This is a genomic window from Anaerostipes faecis (assembly GCF_910574135.1).
Taxonomy (GTDB): Bacteria; Bacillota; Clostridia; order Lachnospirales; family Lachnospiraceae; genus Anaerostipes; species Anaerostipes hominis.
In genome coordinates, this window is sequence record NZ_CAJSYK010000035.1 from 1 (window position 1) to 22925 (window position 22925).

A 22925-nucleotide genomic window follows, 5' to 3' on the forward strand; every position below is an offset into this window, starting at 1 on the left:
CAAAAGAAAAGCTGAAACAGGCAGGGCTTGTGAGTTGCTACGATTATTACATGGAACGTCATGCTTTGAAGTTATGTTGAACCGCCGTATGCCGAACGGCATGTACGGTGGTGTGAGAGGGGAGATTTAATCTCCCCTACTCGATTGTTTAGAAATTGTATAAAAACTAGTGCATAAATTGACAAAAATCATATAAAATAGTATAGTATAAGCAAGATAACTTGTGAAGGATAAACACTGGGTCCCATAATGGGGTAGGTACTTTTTGTACTGAGCATTCCTATGTGCCTGGGGTTATCTTGTTTTTTTTGCCTTTAAACTCGCTACGAAAATTGATGGTTGTTTTTCTATTTCAGAAACTACAAAATCTATAAATTGTTGTGAATAGGTATAGTGTTCTTGCTTTCCTATTATGTGTTTATAGGCATATTTTTCTTCTCTCTTTATATCGTAAAAATCTATGACCAAATTCAGCACATATGAATTAAATCCTTTTGGATAATCTAACTCAATATGTTTTTTCTTTAATCGTTCAGATACTGCAGTAATTACTGTATTATAATTATATTTGTGTGTATCTGAAGGGTCTTTTAACTCCTTTATAAAGGTAACTCTATTTTCAGATTCGCTAGTGACGCTGACTTTAAAATCAGATTCAACTTTTTTCTTAGTGATATACAGATTTTGTCTGATATCGATTGAGAATTTATCAGAATTATATTCGTGGCTCAAAACATCAATTTCGTTTGCTTGTTTTATAAATCTTTCAGCAATTTCAGGTGGATATTTTAATTTTATCTGTTCATTCGTAAGAGGTTCATAACTTGCAGATATTGTTAAAAAATTTTCAGCAATTATTTTGGTTACATCAACCTTGTGAAAACGTTGAATTTCATTGACGAAGTTTAGCACGCAAGCTTGAAATAAAGGTGCATATTTTACTTCATAATCCTCGGTGATATAATGGGTACTGATATTTCTAAGTTCAATTATTTTTTCAAGATTTAATCTGATTCGTGTATTTTTATCAGTATAAATCTTTGATAATACGGTATTTACAGAAATAGTTCTATCTGGATTGTCTTTATAATAAATGGACTCATCTCGATTTAGCAGTTCAGCTTTTAGCATTAATTCCCATGCATTTATAATAAAGAACGAGAAACCTTCTATTCGATATTTTATAGTTGGTTTGTTATAAATTTCAAGGGCCATGACAAATGCTTCCTTTGATTTATCTAATAGTTTTTTTGTGATATCCATAGCCTCTCCTTTTTAGTAAGTCCGCCCGGTTGCCGCCGGGCGGTTTTGTTTTATCTCAGTCCAGCCTGAGCCTTTCCTACAACTTCACCATTTTGAAAAGTAACATTTGCATTTGCACCGATTGAGCCGCGTCCCTTCCAAGAATAAATTTTGGTTGTATATCCTCCATAGGAAGAAGAAACCGCAAGTTTTCCTTTACCTCCAACCAAAAACTTTACTTGGCTATAAGTCATTCCATTTTTAATTCTTTTGTATTCGGCCTTAGTTATAGTTTTACCTTTACCTTTTGGTCCAAACCAGTGTGCATACAGAGTGTGTTTTTTATTAAGCTTTATGTATGTGTTGCTGGTAATTTTTTTGCCACCTGATTTTTTAGTATACCATCCCTTAAATTTATATCTATTTCGTTTTGGAGTTGGAAGTTTTCCATATTTTTTTCCGCCCCAAACTACTTTAGATTTTTTTGAAACTTTTCCCTTATTTCCATTAAATTTTATTTTGAATTTAGATCCGATCACATTGATGACGCTATCTTTTTCACCTAAATATTCTGCTAAGTCTTGATCAAAACCGAAGATTTCATCAAAAGTAAATAAATCAAAATCTGCTGAAATAATATATTTACCGGGTGTGTTTAATTTAAATGTTTTTGTATAAGTGTTCCCCATGGGTCTCCATTCCCACCAGTCATCAGGCCACACCTCATTACCTTCTTTTTTCTTATTCTTAAATATCATATAAGCGGTTGGTACAATTTTTGTTTCACCAATAATTCCACCTTTTGAATTTACTCTGTCACCAACAAATGTAACTTTAAAAGATTGTCCAGGTTTAACGTTTTTTGGTGCAATGATTCTACATTTCGAATAATCAGCATGTGGAACATACGATGCATGTATATCATCCAAAGGAGAGATACATATTAATAATGCAATGGCTATAAATACAGATAAAATTCTTTTCTTCATAAAATTCCTCCTTAATGTCCTAAAGTTTACAACTCAATAGGTCCCTTCTCACCAACCTCCGGTTGCCGCCGGGCGGTTTTTTAATTATTTTATTCTGGGAAAAAATCTTTTAAAAAATTACATTTTATTAGACTACCGCTCTTTGTATCTGAAAAATAAAAATAAGAGTAATAGTTATTTTTGTATTTTAAATCTATTGATATATCTAAATTTCTTTTTATATACCAAGTACAATTATAATCTGGATATGATTCAATGGGATCTTGATCAAAAGCGTAGAAAAATAAATCTTTTTTCTTACCTGGTTTTATGATGGTCGTTGTTGAATCGGTATCAGCCCACATATAACCATCATCTATACCATCATCAACCGATGCTTCGTTATCTATTATGATATTAGATTTAGATAAATTTTTAATTGTACAAGAAAAAGATTCTGAGTCAACGTCAATGTCATAGATTTTACAAAATGGTGGATTTTTAACTTTCACTTTGCATTTTAATTTTTTCTTTCCAATTTTAGCATATACATAAGTCGTCCCCACCTTCTTAGCTTTCACGTACCCTTTTTTAGATACTGTCGCGATCTTTTTATTTTTAGAAGACCATTTTACTTTTCGCTTAGTACCTTTTACTTTTAATTTGTATTTTTTCCCTTTCACAATACTTACAGATTTTTTGTTAAGTTTTATTTTGACTTTTGCATCGATTGGCTTAACAGAAAAACTACAAATTATTATAATTAAAGTCATAACTATTGACAAAAATCTTTGTTTCATAAATTCATCCCCCTTTCCCTTAATTCTTTAAAGTAACATACTGCATATCAATTCTAGAAACATCGTCTGTATTCTTAGATAAAGTACGTGTAATTTGTTTAAATCCGTTAAACCTTCCGTAAACACTTATAATATCACCTTTAAGTAATTTATTTTTTTCTCTTTCTGAATCGGACCTCAAATCTTTAATGTAAAATTCACAATCCATATCGGTTTGACCATTTTTTATAATGTACGCTCGATATCCATTCGTATAACTATCCTTCATAACCTGCGCAATTTTTACTCTATACGCAACTGGTTTACTTAAATACTTAGATTCATTTCTTAATAATTTCCTGTAATCATAAGTTTTACATTGTTTCACAAAATCTTTTTTCGCCTGTTTTTTGATTTTTTCCAAGTCATTTTCAGAAGCGGTACTTGCTTCCGTAGTAGCTTCCATCGTTGCCGTAGTAGTTTCTTCGGTTGTTGATTCTGTTACTTCCTCAGTGATTGTTTCTGTAGTATCATTTTTTTGATTAGACGTGTCTTCTGATTCTGATAAGCTTGTCTCGTGATTCTTGTAATCAGGAATAAATATAATTACACATGCAATGGATATAGCAAATAAAATAGTACAAACTGCAATACATCTATTAACAATTCTTAAAGGTTTATTTTTCTTTTTTCTTTTCAATTTCAATATGATTAAAACAATAAGAAAAATAGGGGAAACAAAAAATAAAATTGCAAGTATAACTCCTATAATTTCACCAATAAAATAAGCCATATTTTTCTCCTTGTGTCTTACAGTTCAATAGGTTTGTCATTTGGTTTGAGCGAGCTGTTTTCTTCTGCTATCTGTTTAAGTTGTTTGATGAAATCTGGTCTGACACCATTACCACTACGGAATAAAAGATATTTCCTTTGATCATCAGATCCAATGTAACGAATTACAAAAAAGGTTTTTACTTTTGTCTTCTTTGAACCTTTTTCTAAGATACTTCCCGTTACAGCTCCAGTTCCACCAAACAATGCACCACCTACGACAGCACCAGCTAGACCATTTGATATTTGTTCCATGTCGATTCCTTCATCTTTAGCACTATAAATTTTGTCTAGGGACAAGGTAATGTCTTTATAGCGACGTTTCATACCAAATACAGTGTCCTCCTGGAATATTAATACATTGTTTGTCTTATCAATTGTAACCTGAACATTTCTAAACTTTCCATCTGTAGGGTAGTTAGGTAGTCCTGAATAGTGAAACATTAAGGCAAGGTCGTTTCCATTTTTGTCTTTTCCATTTAATAATCCCATAATAATTTTCCTTATTGAAATAAAATAAATCTATAATTCCGACAACATTTTAATAAGTTCCATTTTATCTTTGGTAGACATTTCTTTTCCGTTTCTGGCTATCAATGTTTTAAGATCTTCTTGTGTTAGGTCAACAGAAATCGAAGTAGTTTTTTTTGAAGTTCCTAATAAATAATTCATATCAACATTAAAGAAATCAGCGATTAATTCTAAAGTCTCAAAGTCTGGTTCTCTATTTCCGTTCTCGTACATACTTATTGCACTACGAGAAATCCCTAGTGCATCAGCGAGTCCTCCCTGTGTATAGTGATTCTCTAACCTCAATTGTTTGAATACATTTCTAAAATTACCCATGGTATTCCCTCCTCATTACATATTGTAACACGATACGTGAATAATGTAAACAAGAAAGACACGAAATGTAAACATAATTAATAAAAGTATTGACACGGATTGTAAAAAGTGATATAACATTCATAGACACAAAATGTGGCAGAAAGAAAGGAGGTGATACGCGAATGAATACAAAGGCGATTGCTGAAAGATTAATTGAGCTTCGAGGAAATAAAAGTCAAGATGAAGTGGCAAAGGCAATAGGGATAAGTAAGTCAGCATTATCAATGTATGAAAATGGAAGTAGAGTTCCCCGAGATGAAATTAAAGTACGTTTAGCTAATTATTATAAGAAAAGTGTTCAGCATATTTTTTCAACAAAAATAACACGAAATGTGTATAAAAACTCTCTATTGAATAAATTATAGAACTTATGTTCAAAAAAATCAATCGTCAATATCAACAAACATTACATATTTATTTTGGGAGGAAAGCTAAGCAGGAATTAATAATTTTGAAAAGGAGATTTAAATGAAAGAAATGCAAAGTTTTAACAATAAAGAGTTCGGGCAGATACGAACAGTAACTATTAACAACGAACCTTGGTTTGTAGGAAAAGATGTGGCAACAGCACTCGGCTACAGAAATACGAGAGATGCCCTGTCAAAACATGTTGATGGAGAGGATAAAGCTGATGTCGCGATAAACAGTAACATGAGAGGTTTTGAAATTTGATACTGTCTAATAGATCGCCATTCTTATTAAGGATAAACAGTAACATAAGATGTATTAAGAATAAAAGGCTGGGAGAGATCCCGGTCTTTTATTTTTATATACAAATATTGATACAGGAACTGTAATAGATATTCTATAATGAAGACCGAAAAATGAGTAGTTTGGAGAAGTTTTATATCCTACTTTTCCTACTGAAATACTATGCCGTAAAGTAAATCCGTAAAGTAAAACGTGTGAAGAAATTAACGAAAAGAAAAAACGGCTTAACTAAGCCGTTTGTAGAAGAGCGACAGACGGGACTCGAACCCGCGACCTCAACCTTGGCAAGGTTGCGTACTACCAACTGTACTACTATCGCATATTATTCTGAAGTTCTTTGCTGAGAACAAAATATATTTTACAATATTAGAGCAAGGATGTCAACCATCTTTTTTACTATTTTTTTGCTGTATGAAAAAATCAATTATCGGATTGACAAAAAAATAAATATAAGTTAAAATATGGAAATAAGATATCTTATATCAAAAATACAGCCAATCATTTCTACATCTATTTCAAGATAAACCGATTCCCATTGATCAGGAGGAACTATGCAGAAATTTGCAATCGAAGACAAGTATTTTGGACCGCTGCTGCCTTTTATCCAGGACTATATGGTTACCGACATCAACTGGAATGGAAAAGAGCTGATCATTGACGACCTGGACCGGGGCAGGCATACCGTTGTTGGAACAGAGATTTCGGAAAGCTTTATCAGCCAGTTCAGTGCAAGGATAGCCAATGCGGTCTCTGCTCCGTTTAATAAATATGATCCCTTGGTGGAGGCAGAAGTAGATGGACTGAGGATTTCCATTATACATGAAGATGTATGTGCCACCGGGCGGAGTATTTCTATAAGAAAGTCACCGGCACTTGTAAGGCTCAGCGAAGATAAGATTTTTAAAGAGGATTACTGCGGCAGAGAAATCCTGAATTTCCTGAAAAACAGCGTTCTCGGACATATGAATATTGTGATCGCAGGTCAGGTAGGCAGCGGCAAGACAGAACTTTTGAAATATCTGACCAGGTTTATTCCGGACATGGAGCGAGTTATTACGATTGAAGATAGTCTGGAGATACATTACAGGGAGATTAATCCGGGAAAAGACTGTGTGGCCATTGAGGTCAATGAAGATACTTTTGGCTACGTAGAAGCCATTAAAGCGTCTTTAAGGCAGCTGCCTACGTGGATTCTTCTGTCGGAAGCCAGGGGTGAGGAAGTACAGCATTTAATCCAGTCCCTCACAACGGGACACTATTCGCTGACAACCGTTCACACGGATGATGTGCGGAGGATTCCGGAGAGGATGAAAAATATGGTGGACGATCCCATCGCATCGGAACGTATAGAGAGGGACGTCTATGGATTTGTGGACTTGGGAATTCTGATACGGAAGGAACAGAGCCTGGATGGCAGAATCCTCCGCTATATTGATCAGATTGCCTGTTTCTATCTGGACCAGAATGGACAGAAAAAGATACAGATGATCTTGAAGGACCGGAGGATTATAAATAAAGAGCTTCCGCAGAAGCTGAAGAAAAAATTTCTGGTCAAAGATCCGTTCCGATGGGAGGGGATGAACAATGGAACAACGTAATAAAAGAGTAATCCTGAAAACATTCTGGTACATCAAATATACAAATCTAAAAAAAGAGATCCGGGGCTATGGATACTCTTATTCATTCAAAAAATATCTGGCATCTTTATTTTTATCTTTTCTTGGAATTCTTTTGGCAGGAAGATTTTTTCATCTGCAAATACCTTATATCATGGGTCTGGGCCTGGCATATCTGTGCTTTTTTCCGATCATTATCATCCGGCAGTTTAAATATATGTATGAAGAGCAAAGATTCAGGGATGTGGTGAATTATTTGGAGCAGATGATATATTCTTTCAAAAAGCAGCCTAAGATTATCGTGGCATTGGAGGAGACAAAACAGCTCTGTGAAGGCCGTATTCTGAAACTTATCGATGAAGCGGAGAAAGCCATCAGCAGTCCGGTCGCAGCAGACGACTTGTATCGGCACGCACTTTCCTGTATTGAGCAGGAGTACCGCTGTGACCGGATGAAGATGCTGCATGATTATCTGGTCAAAGTGGAAAATCTGGGTGGCCAGTATCAAAGTACGTTAAATATCATATTAGACGATGTTAAAGAATGGACAGAGCGGACGTATCTCTTTCAGAAAGAGAGAAAAAGTATGAAATTTAAGATCGTGCTTTCTCTGACCGCGTCGCTGGCAGTTGCGGGGACCACAGTCATGATGCTGGCCAGCGATGAGATGCTTGGAAAGGTACTTAGGGGACCACTTTACCAGAGAACGACATTTTTTCTTTTGTTTTTGTTTCTCATGTTATATCTGGGAGCACAAAAACTGCTCACCGGCTCCTGGCTAAAAGATACGATGGAAGAAAATCCGGAACAGATTCAAAAAGATTTTAAGATAATGCGGGAGGAAAAGGACGGAAAACAGCCGTGGATCATTACTGCACTGAGTTTTCCTGTTTTACTCCTGGGGTTTGACTGGCAGAATCTCTATATTATAGGGGCTGTAACAGCCCTGATAGCCGCGGCGTGGTTCACTCCGTCGTTAAAGAGAAAGAATGCCGGGAGGAGAATTCTAAAAGAGATCAATCAGAAGTTTCCATATTGGCTCAGGGGGATCGCGCTGAGTCTTCAGACAGAAAACGTCTATGTTGCAATAAGGGATTCTCTTGATAAAGCACCTTATGTATTAAAGGAGCAGATTGAGATGCTTCTCCATAACATTGATGAAGATCCGGAATCCATACTGCCGTATCAGAACTTTCTGTCGGAGTTTGATCTGCCGGAAATACAGTCTGCCTCCAAGATGTTATATTCGCTTACCAACTGTGGGAAAGACGATTCCGAGGCACAGATCAATACCCTGATCCATCGGAATAATGTATTAATGGACAAGGCAGAATGGATTCAAAATGAGAACGATGTAGCGGGGATAGGGGCATTGACGTTTGTGCCCATGGTGCTGGCAACTTTAAAGATGATCATGGATTTGGGATTGATTTTCGGGAGTTTCTTTACGCTTTGGACGAAACTTCCGGGATAGACAGGAGGACATATGCAGGATTTTTTTGAGGAACTGGGAGCGGTTTTATTTTTGCTGCTTACAGGCATCGGTATCTGTGCAGTTTACATTCGTTTTGTTCAGCTGATAAGCTGAAAGGAGGTGACACCTATGAAGACAATCATTGACGAATATGGCAGCATAATTTTGTGTGTGATCGCAGGAACCGCTGTTCTTGCATTTCTGGGGGTATTATTATCTGCTGCCGCCCGGTTTGGAACAGCCTTTTTTGACTCTATCAGCTGTGTATTGTGTTAGGAGGATGAGGTGAAGCAGATCATTGAAAATTACGGAAGGATCATTGTATTGATAGCAGCAGCTTTTGGAGCAGTTTTCCTGATACGAAATACAGTCTATTCACAGCTGAAAGCAAACGGCGTTATACAAGATACCAATCATATCTCATCCAATGAATTTTTTCAAAAACAGGGCAGACCGGAGTTATCCGGTGTTCGTGGGGAAGACGGTACGGCAAGAAGACTCATTATTAGAAAAGAAGAGCAGTTGAATCCGAGAAAGCTTGTAAAGGCAGAGGATAAAAAAGACGGTGACCTGACGGAAAAGATCAAGATTTTTGTTGTCACGAATGAGGGAGGAAAAGAGGTGAGGTCTTTGTTTGAGTCAGAATATTTAGATACGAGCCATGATAAGGAATTTATTCTTTTATATACGGTTAAAAACTCCATCGGGCTGGTTTCGGAAGGAAGAATTAAGATACTGGTAAAGAATTATGGAGAAAATCACAGTGAATGAGGATGTAAAACGATTCCTTATTTATTTCACGCTTTATAGGATCTGCGGACAGCTGTGCAGTTTGATCGGAATTCCTGGCCTGTATCCAAATCTGATTAGCGGCCTGTGTCTGATCCTTCTTTGCAGACCCTTTTTGACAAGTAATCAAGGGAAAAGGTTCAGAATCCGCAGCGGACTGATTCTATTTACGATTTCTTTCTTTTTTCTCACACAATACATTTCTATTTATCTTACTGAAAATTTCCATAACAGCAAATTTATAATGGATCAGAGGGCCGAGATAAGCCCGCTCCTAGTAAACGCAGCTGCGGCAGGAATCATTGGACCGGCAGCCGAGGAACTTTTATTCCGCAGATTTCTGTTCGAAGGATTAAAACCGATGGGGAAAGTAAAGTCGTCTCTGATTTCCAGTGTCATTTTCGGGCTGTGCCACAGACATGTGATCCAGGGTATCTACGCAGCATTGTGGGGGAACGTCTTTTGTTTCGTATATGAGAAGCATCACAGCTTAAAAGCACCTTTTTCAGTTCATATGATCAGCAATCTGCTGTCCTTTTCACCGATCCTTTGGATCAGTCTGAATCATTTTTGTCTTACCGTCTGTATTATTTTTATTTCCACATGGACCGTCTGCCTGACGATAAAGAAGAAAGGGGAATGTTTATGAAGATGCCTGTCGAATTAGTCATCAGTGTGATTCTGCTCTGCCTGGGTGCCTTTATTATGGCTTCATATAATGGAGCGGCTTTGGAAGAGGCCGGAGCGAGAGCCGTTCATGAGGAAATGATAGGCAGAATTGAGGCCAGCGGCTTTGATTCTTTGATCATTAAAGAGTGTGAAAAAGAGGCGTCTGAAAAGGGATACAGTCTTTCTGTAAAAAATGACGGCTTTTATGATGAAAAGCCAAAGTATAAAGTAGTGCTGGCTTATCATCTGAGGATAAAACTGCTGGGAATTGCCAGCTGGCAGGAGATTGAAGGGTATGCATTATGAGGAGGATAGAAAATGAGGCTGGCCGTAGAGACATTTGTATGCTGCTTTATTATAGCCGCAGGAATGTTTTTAAATGTCGTTTATTGTGTCAATACGAAGGTGGTCTCCAACGCAAAGCAATACCAGTCGGCCGCAGTCCATAAGATGGATGCGGCGGGTTTTTCAAAAGCAGTGGTTGAGCAATGCCGGAAGGAGGCAAAGGAGGACGGGTATGTTTCTTTGGATGTATCCAGGGAACAGGCCGACGAGAACAGGGCACGCTCTTTTGTAACGTTGAAGTATAAATTATATGTACCTCTGCTGCGGATAGAAAAGGTTTGTCAGATCAGAAGCTATGCAAACAGTGTAACAGAGGATGAAGAATGACTGAAAGGAGTTACTTATGAAAAGTTTTTTAGAAGATTACGGATTAATTATTGTAGCAGTGATTGTAGTGCTGGCCTTATGTGTTTTTGCCAAAGGTACTTTTGTGACCCAGTTTCAAAAAGCGCTGACGGATACCATTTCAACATTTTTTGAAAAGTCAGGTGCGAACAGCTCATTTATATTTCTGGGATGACGCAGTGAGGGATAAAGCAGAGGAGGAATTTTATGAAAGGGGCAGTCACAGGAATTATTTTACTTGTCATCTTAATCTACTCTGTGTTTATAACACAAAATATTTCAGGACTCGCATCCAGAAAAACAGAACTTACGATGGATGTCTCCAATGCGGTTGAACAGACTTTGGACAATATGAAGGAGGAACAGTACGAATCCAGAGAGCAGATGGCAGAGGCATTTGTCCGGGATTTAAAGACACAGATTACGTCAGATGCCGATATAGAAGTGGAAATTATCGGAGCCGACCATATCCACGGACTGCTGGATGTCAGTGTCCGTGAGACTTTCCTTACTTCAGACGGAAAGAAAAAAACAATAGAGGTCAGAAAAACAGCAGTGCTGGAACAGTTTCAGGAAGAAGCATAAGGAGGCATGTCAGAATGAAAAAATGGGGGAAAAGAATTATTTCCGGTGTGATCGTAGCAAGTCTGCTGACGGCGGCTGCGATATCGGGATCAGAACAGGGCACAGCCACAGTGTCTTCAGTTGTTCAGGCCGGCACAGAGACGAGTTTTATGGGGAAACTGCTTGAAGGTGGATACATCGATGTATTCACCTCCTGGACTCAAGAAGAACAGATTAAATTTTATGACAGGTTAAGTCCTAAGGAAAAGTCTGTGTTTTTGGAAGTGACAAACTGTCAGATCATCAGAGAACTTATAAAAAGTGAACGGACAAAAGAGGAGTTAGAAAGATTTTTTGACCGGCTGGAGCCTTATTTTCTGATGCTGAAAAAGGGGAGTCAGGAGAAACCGGATGAAGAGATTGTTATTGAGTGTATAAATCAGATTGAGGGAAAAGATTATGAATCTTTAGAACAATATTTAAAGCAGCTGGTATTGGAGAAACATGGTTATTATCTGGATTTTTACACTGCTCTGAAACGGGTGAAGGACGGGAAATCAGAAATAGAGAGTGCAGTGAATGATTTATATAAAAACCTTGGCTTTCTCAAGGAAGACAAAGTTCCTGCTAAACCAGACAAAGTATCTCCGCTGCCTGTTCAGGTACAGAAAAAAGCAGCGAAAGCTATTTCAGATGGATATTCTAACTTTAAAGCCGTGAGTTCTCTCAAAGCTTTAAAGGACGCAGTGGCTTCCGTAGAGAAAGGCGAGAAAATAGCAGTCCGTGTGGATAAGGGCTTTAATGTGACATCAGCGATCAGGACGAACGGTCGGCATGTGAAGATTTATGCAGATGGTGAGAGCGCACATAATCTCAACAGGGCTGTGGGATATAAAGATGCCATGTTAGAAGTAAACGGAGGGTCACTCACATTAGGAGCCTATGACGGAGATGGAAGAGCAAAAAATAATCTGTACATTAACGGGAAAAACGTTGCTGCGTCAGCTCCCATGATAGAAGTTACATCAGGACAGCTGTATCTAAATAAATACAGCCGTATCATAGACGGATATTTTTTGGCAGACTTTGCAGGAGGGGCAGGAATTGCCATGAATTCCGGTACATCCTGTTATATGTTCGGAGGGAAGATTGACAGCTGCCGGGCAAAGAGCAGCAAAGACGTGTCTTCCAGTTCGCCGAAATCTTCCCATGGAGGCGGTGTCTTGGTCGGCAATGGTGCTTCTTTTTACATGTTTGCAGGGTCGATAGAACACTGCCAGGCGATTCATGGCGGAGGCATTATGAATTATGGAACTCTGAGGCTGTATGGAGGTACAGTTTCAGACTGTGCGGCGTCCAACAAAAAGAAGGACGCTCTCGGAGGGGCAGTTAAAGTGCAGGGAGCGATCGAAACAGATGGAAAAGTAAACTCTACGAAAGGTGATCTCGGCGTCTGGAAATATACGAGATCCGGTACATGGGCTGTGAATGGAAAGGATGGATATCAGCAGAAATCCACCACAGGCGTGGTATTAAAAAATAATCAGGCGGATGCAGGCGGAGCCGTATGTTTAAACAACGGTTCAAACGGAGCCATACAGGACTGCAATATTTATGGAAATCACAGCAACGGAAACGGGGCAGGCATCTGTCTGTCAAACGGCAGTTACAAAAAGGGGGCGGCTCTGGAAATAAAGACAGGAGCAGTAATCCATGGAAATGAAAGCAAAGGCTATGGAGGCGGGATTTACTGTGCAGATTCTGTGAAGGGCTCCCTGAGAGGTGGAAGCATGTATGATAACTCGGCAGTATATGGCGCGGGTGTCTACCATGAGGCAGAATTCCGCATGACCGGAGGAACTGTAAGAAATAATCATTCTGGCAATTCTGGGGGCGGGATCTATGCAAAGGGAAAACTTTCTATGACAGGCGGAGAGATTTCTTCCAATACTGCCGCCGCATATGGGGGAGGAGCCATCTTGAAAAATGCAGGAGGCTCTTTGAGCGGAGGAAGTATAAAAAACAATACTGCATCTGTAAACGGTGGAGGACTTCAGATAGACGGAGCAGTCTCATTTTCAAATGTATCGGTTAGTTCCAACAGCGCTTCCGGGAAGGGCGGCGGTATCTCGGTAAGTTCTGCCGGCACGTGCAATTTTAGCAGCGGCAATGTCAGCGGAAACACCTCAAAGGCAGGCGGAGGGGGTATTTACATTGACGGCACCTGCAAGGCAAACGGAAGCAATTTTACAGGAAATCAATCTTATGGAGACGGGGGAGCTGTTTATATAGCCAGCGGTACTTTTACAACGTTTCAGGCTAATCAGGCAGTGAACATCCAGGGAAACAGTGCATCGGGAAATGGATCAGGCATTTATAACAGGAATACTGCGATCCTGAACAACAACGCCCATATCTTAAACAATCAGTGCAAAAATGGTACACAACGGGGTATCTTTCATGAAGGAAGCCTGTTTTCAATAGAGGGACATACGGAGATACAACAGGAAATTTATCTCGCAAAGGATCGGTTTATTACGGCCTCCAATCGATACTTTTCCAACAGCAATTCACTGACTGCCAGAATTTCTCTTGATGCTGCCAATATACGGAATGGCTATGCGGCAGTAAAAGGAAACATATCTAATTCTGCGGACAGTAATTATAAAACAGGAGATGCATTGCTGAACAATCAGTCTGTGAATGGAAGATTTATGTATGCAGGCAGTGGATATGTCATGAGACCGGGAAATTTAAAAAAATCATCTTCCGGCTGTGTTCCATACAGCATTGTTCTGAGTCAGGCATATCAGATTCGCTATGATAAAAATTCAAAAGAAGAGGTCATGAACATGCCCACGGCAGCAGTTAAGTATTGGGAGGAGGACATAAGGCTGTCGGCTTTGACACCTTCCGGTGGATCGGGCGTGTTTGTTGCATGGAATACGAATGCAGATGGAACAGGAGACGGGTATCAGCCGGGGAATATTTATACAGCAAATGCGGATGCGACGCTTTTTGCACTGTGGCCCCATTACAGGGTGGAGTATCTGCCGGGGATTCAGGGTGCCGCTGGTACGACGGACAGCCAGGAACAAAACAAATCTGAAAATATACTGTTGAGGAAAAACGGTTTCCGGTCATCAGAAGGGAAGTTTATAGGATGGAAACAAGATATCAGCAGTGCCCGTAAGAGAAGAGAATTGGAACCTGTTGGATATAAAGAATTAAAAGAAGAGCGGGAAAGGGGGAAATCAGATCATATCTTGGCATTTGCAAAAAGCTATAAGAAAGTAAATGCATCTGTGAATTTAGATAATAAAAATAGCTTATTGAATGCTGAGGATATATTTTTTATGGAAGGCCAGTGGGACAGTAAGCCAGACATTATTTTGCATGATAAAAAGACTTTTTTAGAGAATGAAAAAATAAGAAAGAATGATTTATTAAAAGCTGTAAAGGGTTGTTATGATGATGAAGACGGAGATTTGACGGAAAAAGTACAGATTATAAAATTAGATTATGGAACAAGTATGGAAGGATACCGGCCGGAACCCCAAAACTTTTCTGGAGGAATGAATGATACAGATGTAATGGACACTTATTTTATGAAGCTTGAAAAAGATGAGACCGTAGAAGTCAAAGTTATTTTTCAAGTTGAGGACAGTGTTGGAAATGTGGCAGAAAAAGAAGGTACGGTATATGTAACTTATAACAATCCTCCCAAATTACATTCACAGAATCTTGCATTTTATCAGAAAGATTTAGATAACAATCCACAAACTGTTCTTAAAGAAATACTTGAAAACTATCAGGTAGAAGACTTAGAGGATGACAAAAGCGGCCTGAAAGTACCTGTATCTGTTGTCGATCCGATACCGATGCAAATTGAAAAGTTAAATTCCGTAGGTGAGCATAAAATTGTTTATCAGGCAATAGATTCTTTGGGGAAGAAAACAAAACTTGATTCGACAGTATACATCGCCGAGAACAATCCTTTTAAAGACTCATATAAATATAATGTAAGATTTATAAATAAGAAATATTTGTATACGTTGAAAGAGTCGAGTAAATGGAAGAAAGACGGGAAATTAAACGCTCAGCTCACAAGCCAGCTGGAAAAAACAAGGGAAGATGCTGTGTTAAAATATGAATTTAAAATCAAGAAATAAATAGACAGGGGATGGCGAGAGTTATTCCCTGCAATTCTCAAATTAGTACATAGAATTTTTTTACTTATTTTGCCATGATATATTTATGAGAGAGAAGATACTAAAAACTATATCATATTAACCAGGTGGAGATGTTATGATAAAATTATATTAGTATCTTGTTTATTTGTAATAGTGATTTTTAGTATTAGAAGCGGAATGACAATTCATGGGGAAAGTTTTATTGGACAGACTTTTAAAGCTGGCAGTTTTTCATATGAAATTATTTCAAAAAATGAAGTTTTGATCTATAAGTATGACCACCAGAAGCCGGATACGATGGAAGTGGTATCTTCGGTGGAATACCAAGGCAAAAAGTATAATATTACAAAGCTTCATTGGAATATGAAAACAATAAAAATCCCGGAACGGCAGAAGTGCTGATAGAAGGCATCGGATGCTTTCAGGGTAGTATAAAGACGTCTTTTGATATACGGATCAAAGGGAATGATATATCCGGGGCGAAGGTTGTTTATCCGCAAAGATATTACTATTATGAGGGGAAACTAGTTACGCCGAAACCATCGGTGAGCCAGAATGGAGGTCATTGGAAAAGGGAGTTATACAGGAAAGATTAAGCGGTATTTTGTGATAGTTCCAAAGAAAGCACAAATCAGGAAGATAAAAGCCGGGAAAAAGCAGGCAAAAGTCTATGTCAGAAAAAGTCCCGGGAAGCCAAGCGGTTATCAGATCTGCTGGTCAGCGGGCAAAAAGTTCTCTAAGTCGAAGTCGGTATCTGCTGCCAGAACAGCCATTTTGGAAGTTACAGCCCGAGAAAAAGGGTGAGAGCAAAATAAAACGGGTGTTATCCCAGAATTGCCAGGGAAAACGGATGAAAGTACTGCCCCGTCTTGGTATAATGGAATATATATCAGTTATATAAAGAGAAAGGGATGGAGCATATGAGAGCCTTTGATAAATGGCGGTTTAGGATAAAACCCCAAAAAATCATTTTTTTAGATATCGACGGTGTGCTGAATTCTATGGAACTGTTTGATAAATTGGAAGAAAGTAACATCGAGCCGTTCATGGGCATTGATGTGGATGAAGATAATTTAGAACAACTAAGATATATAGTGGAGAAGACGGGGGCGCAGATTGTACTGTCGTCAAGCTGGCGCCATGCGTGGCATGAGAAAGGGCCGTTGATCAGGGTGGGGAGAGCATTAGATCAGGCCATGGCTTCCTATGGCATGAAGATTATATCAAAAACAAAACATCTCCATAAGGGAAACCGCTCACTGGAAGTAAAAGACTGGATGCGCGGGAAACGCATCCGGTCTTTCGTGATCCTTGATGATACGGATTATGATTGGGAAGAGAACAGCCTGGGAGAGCACTGGGTCCGCACAAGCTTTATGGAAGGCGGGCTTACAAGAGAACTGGCCCAAAAGGCAGTGTATATTTTAAATCAGAGTTCCTAATCCAGGATAATCCCTTCTGTAGAAATGGTAATGATATTGAGCGGAATGGATTTTTTACTCTGTTCCAGGGCAGTGCGCACGGCATATTCCAGCCCTCCGCAGCAGGGGACTTCCATCCGGGTTACGGTGACGCTCTTTAAATTGTTTTGACGAATGATTTCTGTCAGCTTTTCCGAGTAGTTCACAGGGTCCAGTTTTGGACATCCAACTAAGGTGACTTTCTCTTTCATAAACTGTTCGTGGAAGTTTCCGTGTGCGAATGCCGTACAGTCGGCGGCAACCAAAAGGTGGGCGTTGTCAAAGTACGGGGCGTTCACAGGCACCAGCTGGATCTGAACCGGCCATTGGCGCAACGCACTCTTGTTATTTTTTCTTTGGTTTTTAAGGACTGCCTCTTTGTCATAGTCCGACGCTTCCCTGTCTTCAAAGGAGATCGCACCGGTCGGACACATTGGAAGGCAGTTGCCGAGGCCGTCGCAGTAATCATCCCGAATCAGTTTTGCTTTTCCGTCGATCATCTGAATGGCTCCTTCATGACAGGCAGAAGCGCAGAGACCGCATCCATTGCACTTTTCCTCATCTATTTTTATTATTTGTCGTATCATTCTTATTTCCTCCTTGAGTTTGTAATCCCATCATACTATAATGAGCACAAGTTGTCTGTTGATAAATCAACACATTTATAGGAGATGTGAAAAAATGGAGCAAGTTTTATACCGCTGTCCCCTGTTCCGCAGAATTAAAGAGAAGGATTTAGAAGGGATGCTGGGCTGCCTGTCGGCCAGAAAAGAAACGTATGCTTCCAGGGATACCATCTGTCTGAATGGAGACAGGATGGAAGAAGTGGGGATCGTAGTGGACGGGGAAGTCCGGATCGTCAGAGATGATTTTGAGGGAAGAAGAGCGATTCTTGCCCATATCGGGCCGGGCGAAGTGTTCGGGGAGACCTATGGCTGTCTTCCGGATGCAGAGCTGCCTGTATCGGTTGAATGTGTCAGAGATTGTACGGTGTTGTTCTTAAACTACCATAAGGTACTGACGACCTGCAATGCCAGCTGTGCTTTCCACCAGCGGCTGATTGAAAATATGGTTGTTCTTCTGGCTGAAAAGAATGTCCGTTTGAATCAAAAGCTGGAATGTCTTGAAAAGAGGACTACAAGGGAGAAGATTCTTGCATATATAAATCAGGAACAGGATAAGCAGAAAACGTCTCGGATCAAGCTTCCTTTTTCTAAAAAAGATATGGCCGATTATCTGTGTGTGGACAGGAGCGGAATGATGGTGGAACTGAGGAAACTCCAGACGGAAGGTGTTTTGTCTGTTGAGAAAAATATAATTGCGATTGGAGAGAGACAGAATGAAGATCAGTGACGTAATGACAAAGATGATAGAGTATTATCAGGGAGATTCCAAAAGAGTCCAGCACTTTATGAAAGTGTATGCCTATGCAAAAGCTATCGGGGAGCAGGAGGAACTGGAACCGGAACTGCAGGAGATCTTGGAGATTGCTGCGGTGACTCATGATATTGGAATTAAAAAAAGTGAGGAGAAATACAATAGCAGTTCAGGAAAATACCAGGAGATAGAAGGACCGGACGAAGCCAGAAAGCTTCTGGGTGAGTTCGGTCTGAAAAATGAAACCATGGACAGAATCTGTTATCTGATCGGGCATCATCATACTTACAGCCGGATTGACGGCATAGATTATCAGATCCTTGTGGAAGCCGACTTCCTTGTGAATCTGGAGGAGGATAAGAGCGGAATGAAAGCCGCGCATAATGTGAAGAAAAAAATATTTGTTACCAAAACGGGGATTCATTATCTGGAAAATCTATTTTTTGAAAGATGACAAAAAATCTAAAAAAGTTCTTGATTTGGGCTTTTTGATATGGTAAAGTATAGAAGTCGCAGGAATGAGACATGCCCAGATAGCTCAGTCGGTAGAGCAGAGGACTGAAAATCCTCGTGTCGCTGGTTCGATTCCGGCTCTGGGCATTACAGAGAATTGAAAAGACTCTGTCATATATGCGGGTGTAGTTCAATGGTAGAACTCCAGCCTTCCAAGCTGATCACGTGGGTTCGATTCCCATCACCCGCTTAGCAAGCCGTTTTAGAGATATCTCTAAGATGGCTTTTTTCTTTCTTCCGCGGCAGATTATACCGGGCCTGTAAAAGATGCGGGATCAAAAGAGCGAGGAAAAGGAGAGGATCGTTCATGGAACTTACGGTGAGACAGTTTAAAAAAGAAGATTTAGAAGAGATGACAGCGATATGGAATCAGGTGGTAGAAGAGGCCAATGCGTTTCCACAGGAAGATTTTTTTTCTTTAAAGGAAGCAGAAGATTTTTTTGCAGGGCAGTCTTACACTGGGGTGGCTGAATCAGACGGAAAGATTCTTGGCCTTTATATACTGCATCCAAATAATGTGGGCAGATGCGGACATTTATCCAATGCGTCCTATGCAGTCAGCAAGGATGCAAGAGGCCGGCATATCGGAGAGCAGCTGGTTTTGGACTGTATGGAAAGAGCCAGAGAGCTGGGATACAAAGTCCTGCAGTTTAATGCGGTGGTAGCGTCCAATCAGGGTGCGCTGAGACTTTATGACAGACTTGGATTTCAGCGGCTCGGGACAGTGCCCGGAGGCTACCGTTTGTCAGACGGCAGATACGAAGACATTATTTTATTTTACATCACACTGTAATATAATAAAGAAAACTATAGATGAAAGAGATTCATAAAGGAGAAGGTCATGGATTACAATGAATTGGCGCTGAAGATGCACGAAGAAAACAGAGGAAAAGTGGCAGTAAGGTCAAAAGTGACGGTTGAGACGAGAGAAGATCTGAGTACGGCTTATACCCCCGGAGTGGCAGAACCTTGCCGAAAAATCAGGGACTGCAAAGAGGATGTGTACCGTTACACTGCAAAAGGAAATTTGGTAGCTGTAGTTTCTGATGGAACTGCTGTGCTCGGTCTTGGTGATATCGGACCGGAGGCGGCTATGCCGGTTATGGAAGGAAAAGCTATTTTATTTAAAGAGTTTGCCGATATAGACGCATTTCCGGTCTGTCTGGATACGAAAGATACGGAAGAGATCATAAAGACAGTAAAATATCTGGCGCCTACATTCGGAGGGATCAATCTGGAAGATATCTCTGCGCCGAGATGTTTTGAAATAGAACGCCGGCTGAAAGAGGAACTGGATATACCGGTATTCCATGACGATCAGCACGGAACAGCCATCGTCGTGGCAGCAGGGATGATCAATGCGCTGAAATTTGTGGGAAAGAAGCTGGAAGATGCAAAGGTAGTTATCAACGGAGCGGGGTCTGCCGGGATTTCTATCTGTAAGCTTCTGCTTCAGTTCGGAGTAAAAGACGCGGTGCTTGTAGACCAGAAAGGTGCCCTGTGTCCGGGGGAAGAGTGGATGAACGATGCACAGAAAGAAATGGCGGAAAAAACAAATAAGGACAGGCAGACAGGAGAACTTCGTGAGATCATGAAGGGAAAAGATGTGTTTATCGGCGTTTCTGCACCGAATATTGTCACATCAGAAATGGTCGCGTCCATGGCAAAGGACCCGGTAGTATTTGCCATGGCGAATCCGGTGCCTGAGATCATGCCGGATGAGGCGAAAAAAGGCGGGGCAAAGGTGGTAGCTACCGGCCGTTCCGATTTTCCGAATCAGATCAATAACGTGCTGGTGTTCCCTGGAATCTTCCGCGGGGCTTTGGATGCCAGAGCTTCTCAGATTACAGAAGAAATGAAGATGGCGGCGGCCCGGGCTATCGCGGGAATTATAACAGAAGAGGAGCTCAGCGAGGATTATATTATTCCCGGGGTGTTCGATAAGCGGGTATGCAGTGCGGTTGCGGATGCGGTAAAGGCAGAAAGCAGAAAATAAATTAATGGTTGTAATTTTTGACGAAGTCTTGTAAAATATGTAGTGCACTACATATGGAGGCGGATTATGAACCAGGATAGGGAAATCGGAGCCAGATTTAAGCATATCCACGATAAGTTTACTCAGCATATGAATCAGAAACTGCGCTGTCTGAATGTGACTTATTCCCAGATGGAACTGCTTTTATATCTGGCGGAACATCAGAACCGGAAGATAACCCAGAAAGATATCGGAGAATTCATGAGAGTGAAACATTCCACGGTCATCGGTATTTTAAGGCGTCTGGAGACGAAAGGATTTTTGTACTGTGTTGTGGATGAAGAGAATAAGAGATGCCGCAATGTTATTCTTACACAGAAAGGGCTGGATTTAAAAAGTGAGATGGAAGCCCATTTAAGAGAAGAAGAAATGCGCATCAGAAAAGCATTGTCTGATGAAGAGTCACAAAGACTCTGTGAATTGCTCGGCAAAGTACTCGAAAGCCTGGAATGAAGATATAAAACAGCAGATGAAAGTGCCCTGCGGCGCTTTCATTTTTATTCCAGGAGGAGAGTTTCATAAACGAAACTCTATTATATTCTATCATGTAGCTGGCTGCATTTACGATAAAAGGAGGAAGAAACAAATGGATAATAAAGTATTTGAATCATATCCGGTGCCAAAGGCAGTGGCCACGCTGGCCCTGCCCACAGTGCTGAGTATGTTGGTAACTATTTTTTATAATATGGCCGATACCTTTTTTGTGGGACAGACCGGAGACCCGAACCAGGTTGCGGCAGTGTCTCTGACGACGCCGGTGTTTATGCTGCTCATGGCGGTAGGAAACATTTTTGGCATCGGGGGATGTTCCTATATCTCCAGGATGCTTGGAGAGGGAGAGATGGAAAAGGTAAAGAAGATCAGCAGTTTTTGTTTTTACGGAAGTATTATAGCCGGTGTCATTATGATGATCGTCTTTCTGGGAGGGATGCCGGTCATTCTGAAACTTATCGGATGCAGCCCCAACACAGAAGAATATGCACGGAGCTATTTGACCTATATCGGTCTGGGAGCTGTATTTGTCGTAATCTCCATGGCCTTTAACAATGTGGTCAGAGGAGAGGGAGCTGCGAAGGTTTCAATGATCGGAATGATGATCGGTACTATCGTTAATATCGTGCTGGACCCGGTGATGATACTCGGCATGAACATGGGAGTCGCGGGAGCGGCCATCGCAACCATCATCGGAAATATTTGTACCGTGGTGTTTTATCTGTTCTTTTTTGCGAAGATGAAGACAGGGCTTTCAATCTCACCGAAGCACTTTACGGCAAAAGAAAAAATCCTGTCCGGTGTATTTGCCATCGGGATTCCCGCATCAATCAATAATATCCTGATGAGCACTGCAAATATTATTTTGAATAATTTTCTGGCATCCTACGGTGATATTCCGGTGGCGGCCATGGGTGTGGCCATGAAGGCAAATATGCTGGTTATCCTGGTGCAGATTGGACTGGGTTCCGGTGTTGCGCCTCTGATCGGATACTGCTACGGAGCAGGCAATCTGGAGAAAATGAAAAAGACCATGAAGTTTTCCATGGCATGCAATGTGATCATGGGAACGGTTCTGTCGCTGCTCTATCTGTTGTTTACGGAGCCGATCATCCAGTCATTTATCAATGACGGATCGGTGGTAGCCCATGGTGTGAGGATGCTGAGAGTCTTAATGATCTCCGGCCCGGTCATCGGCATTATGTTCGTCTTTATGTTTGGGTTCCAGGCGATGGGAAAAGCAATACCGTCCCTGATCCTGTCGCTGAGCCGGCAGGGGCTTGTATTCTTCCCGGTCCTGCTGGTCACAAATTATTTGTTTGGACTTGAGGGGATCATATTTGCCCAGCCTGTGGCGGATTTGGCGTCACTGGGTGTTTCATTTCTGCTGTTTATAAAGATAGCAAAAGAATTGAAGGATAGAGAAAAAGAACTGGAATTACAAAAGGCGGAAGCATAAAAAGATCCACGGAACAGGTATCAAAACCGTTCCGTGGATCTCTTTTTTTATTTCATAGGATTAGGGTGTCAAAAGGTCATTGACCTTTGATATAAATTTGTACCTTGAAAATTTAACACGATATATCAATCCATCCGAACATTTGGTAAAATATAAATATCAAATATCGAGGTGA

The 22925-nt window shown here is 40.4% G+C and carries 28 protein-coding genes and 3 tRNA genes; 23 read left to right on the top strand and 8 right to left on the bottom strand.

All coding sequences use genetic code 11. The features are described from left to right. Positions 1–294 precede the first annotated feature (294 nt). The 6 genes from QGT46_RS15585 to QGT46_RS15610 form a co-directional block, all read right to left on the bottom strand. Positions 295–1263, bottom strand: a complete 969-nt coding sequence (locus tag QGT46_RS15585; protein ID WP_148460283.1) for a DUF3644 domain-containing protein — start codon at positions 1261–1263, stop codon at positions 295–297. Between the two features lie 50 nt (positions 1264–1313). Beyond that, complete coding sequence (locus QGT46_RS15590) at positions 1314–2231, bottom strand: InlB B-repeat-containing protein (protein WP_148460282.1); 918 nt, start codon at positions 2229–2231, stop codon at positions 1314–1316. Positions 2232–2320: 89 nt separating this feature from the next. Beyond that, entirely contained in the window at positions 2321–3010 is a 690-nt protein-coding gene (locus QGT46_RS15595) for an Ig-like domain-containing protein (RefSeq protein WP_148460281.1), read from the bottom strand. A gap of 19 nt (positions 3011–3029) precedes the next feature. Further along, complete coding sequence (locus QGT46_RS15600; RefSeq protein WP_148460280.1) at positions 3030–3782, bottom strand: DUF3810 family protein; 753 nt, start codon at positions 3780–3782, stop codon at positions 3030–3032. A gap of 17 nt (positions 3783–3799) precedes the next feature. After that, positions 3800–4312 (bottom strand): hypothetical protein, encoded by a 513-nt coding sequence (locus tag QGT46_RS15605; protein WP_148460279.1) that lies wholly within the window; start codon positions 4310–4312, stop codon positions 3800–3802. A 30-nt stretch (positions 4313–4342) separates the two neighbouring features. Next, on the bottom strand, positions 4343–4666 hold the full coding sequence (locus QGT46_RS15610) for a helix-turn-helix domain-containing protein (protein WP_148460278.1): 324 nt from the start codon (positions 4664–4666) through the stop codon (positions 4343–4345). 164 nt (positions 4667–4830) lie between these two features. On the opposite strand from QGT46_RS15610, the gene QGT46_RS15615 reads away from it, so the two are divergent. Together QGT46_RS15615 and QGT46_RS15620 are read left to right on the top strand one after the other, a co-directional pair. Further along, the gene (locus QGT46_RS15615) at positions 4831–5073 is read left to right on the top strand and encodes a helix-turn-helix transcriptional regulator (protein WP_148460277.1); all 243 of its coding nucleotides are present in this window, start codon (positions 4831–4833) and stop codon (positions 5071–5073) included. Positions 5074–5176: 103 nt separating this feature from the next. After that, positions 5177–5380 (top strand): Bro-N domain-containing protein, encoded by a 204-nt coding sequence (locus QGT46_RS15620; RefSeq protein WP_148460276.1) that lies wholly within the window; start codon positions 5177–5179, stop codon positions 5378–5380. A gap of 285 nt (positions 5381–5665) precedes the next feature. Here QGT46_RS15620 and QGT46_RS15625 read toward each other — a convergent pair. After that, a tRNA-Gly gene (locus QGT46_RS15625) sits at positions 5666–5738 on the bottom strand. A gap of 232 nt (positions 5739–5970) precedes the next feature. Between QGT46_RS15625 and QGT46_RS15630 the strand changes: the two genes are divergently transcribed. From QGT46_RS15630 to QGT46_RS15690, 13 genes are all read left to right on the top strand, one after another. After that, positions 5971–7017: an ATPase, T2SS/T4P/T4SS family gene (locus tag QGT46_RS15630; RefSeq protein ID WP_024728654.1), complete on the top strand. Its 1047-nt coding sequence runs from the start codon at positions 5971–5973 to the stop codon at positions 7015–7017. Beyond that, complete coding sequence (locus tag QGT46_RS15635; protein WP_148460275.1) at positions 7004–8509, top strand: hypothetical protein; 1506 nt, start codon at positions 7004–7006, stop codon at positions 8507–8509. The genes QGT46_RS15630 and QGT46_RS15635 overlap by 14 nt, the downstream gene beginning before the upstream one ends. A gap of 129 nt (positions 8510–8638) precedes the next feature. Then, entirely contained in the window at positions 8639–8785 is a 147-nt protein-coding gene (locus QGT46_RS15640; RefSeq protein ID WP_270431064.1) for a hypothetical protein, read from the top strand. A gap of 9 nt (positions 8786–8794) precedes the next feature. Next, positions 8795–9280, top strand: coding sequence for a hypothetical protein (locus QGT46_RS15645; RefSeq protein WP_095142997.1), 486 nt, complete (start codon positions 8795–8797; stop codon positions 9278–9280). 262 nt (positions 9281–9542) lie between these two features. After that, the gene (locus QGT46_RS15650) at positions 9543–9947 is read left to right on the top strand and encodes a CPBP family intramembrane glutamic endopeptidase (protein WP_301591529.1); all 405 of its coding nucleotides are present in this window, start codon (positions 9543–9545) and stop codon (positions 9945–9947) included. Then, a complete protein-coding gene (locus QGT46_RS15655) occupies positions 9944–10273 on the top strand; it encodes a hypothetical protein (RefSeq protein WP_235824648.1) in 330 nt (109 codons plus the stop codon). Before QGT46_RS15650 ends, QGT46_RS15655 begins: the two co-directional genes overlap by 4 nt. 12 nt (positions 10274–10285) lie before the next feature. Further along, positions 10286–10639 carry a hypothetical protein gene (locus QGT46_RS15660; protein WP_024728649.1) on the top strand — a complete coding sequence of 118 codons (354 nt, stop codon included), beginning with the start codon at positions 10286–10288 and terminating at the stop codon, positions 10637–10639. A gap of 16 nt (positions 10640–10655) precedes the next feature. Then, positions 10656–10832 (top strand): hypothetical protein, encoded by a 177-nt coding sequence (locus tag QGT46_RS15665; RefSeq protein ID WP_186992513.1) that lies wholly within the window; start codon positions 10656–10658, stop codon positions 10830–10832. 32 nt (positions 10833–10864) lie between these two features. Beyond that, positions 10865–11242: a hypothetical protein gene (locus tag QGT46_RS15670; RefSeq protein WP_024728648.1), complete on the top strand. Its 378-nt coding sequence runs from the start codon at positions 10865–10867 to the stop codon at positions 11240–11242. Positions 11243–11256: 14 nt separating this feature from the next. Beyond that, positions 11257–15393, top strand: coding sequence for a hypothetical protein (locus QGT46_RS15675; protein ID WP_148460273.1), 4137 nt, complete (start codon positions 11257–11259; stop codon positions 15391–15393). Positions 15394–15591: 198 nt separating this feature from the next. Beyond that, positions 15592–15816, top strand: coding sequence for a hypothetical protein (locus QGT46_RS15680; RefSeq protein ID WP_148460272.1), 225 nt, complete (start codon positions 15592–15594; stop codon positions 15814–15816). Positions 15817–15969: 153 nt separating this feature from the next. Continuing rightward, complete coding sequence (locus QGT46_RS15685) at positions 15970–16218, top strand: hypothetical protein (RefSeq protein WP_148460271.1); 249 nt, start codon at positions 15970–15972, stop codon at positions 16216–16218. Positions 16219–16325: 107 nt separating this feature from the next. Continuing rightward, positions 16326–16856, top strand: coding sequence for an HAD domain-containing protein (locus tag QGT46_RS15690; protein ID WP_024728645.1), 531 nt, complete (start codon positions 16326–16328; stop codon positions 16854–16856). Here the strand turns inward: QGT46_RS15690 and QGT46_RS15695 are convergent. After that, positions 16853–17461 carry an ATP-binding protein gene (locus QGT46_RS15695; protein WP_148460270.1) on the bottom strand — a complete coding sequence of 203 codons (609 nt, stop codon included), beginning with the start codon at positions 17459–17461 and terminating at the stop codon, positions 16853–16855. The genes QGT46_RS15690 and QGT46_RS15695 overlap by 4 nt on opposite strands. 94 nt (positions 17462–17555) lie before the next feature. Between QGT46_RS15695 and QGT46_RS15700 the strand changes: the two genes are divergently transcribed. The 8 genes from QGT46_RS15700 to QGT46_RS15735 all read left to right on the top strand — a co-directional run bounded on the left by QGT46_RS15700 (position 17556) and on the right by QGT46_RS15735 (position 22750). Further along, positions 17556–18227 (top strand): Crp/Fnr family transcriptional regulator, encoded by a 672-nt coding sequence (locus tag QGT46_RS15700; protein WP_148460269.1) that lies wholly within the window; start codon positions 17556–17558, stop codon positions 18225–18227. Next, positions 18214–18705 (top strand): HD domain-containing protein, encoded by a 492-nt coding sequence (locus QGT46_RS15705; RefSeq protein WP_024728642.1) that lies wholly within the window; start codon positions 18214–18216, stop codon positions 18703–18705. Before QGT46_RS15700 ends, QGT46_RS15705 begins: the two co-directional genes overlap by 14 nt. 73 nt (positions 18706–18778) lie before the next feature. Further along, positions 18779–18851 (top strand) — tRNA-Phe (locus QGT46_RS15710). 32 nt (positions 18852–18883) lie between these two features. Further along, positions 18884–18954 (top strand) — tRNA-Gly (locus QGT46_RS15715). 117 nt (positions 18955–19071) lie between these two features. Beyond that, positions 19072–19557: a GNAT family N-acetyltransferase gene (locus QGT46_RS15720; RefSeq protein WP_024728641.1), complete on the top strand. Its 486-nt coding sequence runs from the start codon at positions 19072–19074 to the stop codon at positions 19555–19557. Positions 19558–19605: 48 nt separating this feature from the next. Then, positions 19606–20760 carry an NAD(P)-dependent malic enzyme gene (locus QGT46_RS15725; RefSeq protein ID WP_024728640.1) on the top strand — a complete coding sequence of 385 codons (1155 nt, stop codon included), beginning with the start codon at positions 19606–19608 and terminating at the stop codon, positions 20758–20760. A gap of 66 nt (positions 20761–20826) precedes the next feature. Next, positions 20827–21252 carry a MarR family winged helix-turn-helix transcriptional regulator gene (locus tag QGT46_RS15730; RefSeq protein WP_024728639.1) on the top strand — a complete coding sequence of 142 codons (426 nt, stop codon included), beginning with the start codon at positions 20827–20829 and terminating at the stop codon, positions 21250–21252. A 133-nt stretch (positions 21253–21385) separates the two neighbouring features. Then, entirely contained in the window at positions 21386–22750 is a 1365-nt protein-coding gene (locus tag QGT46_RS15735) for an MATE family efflux transporter (RefSeq protein WP_148460268.1), read from the top strand. The last annotated feature ends 175 nt before the right edge of the window (positions 22751–22925 follow it).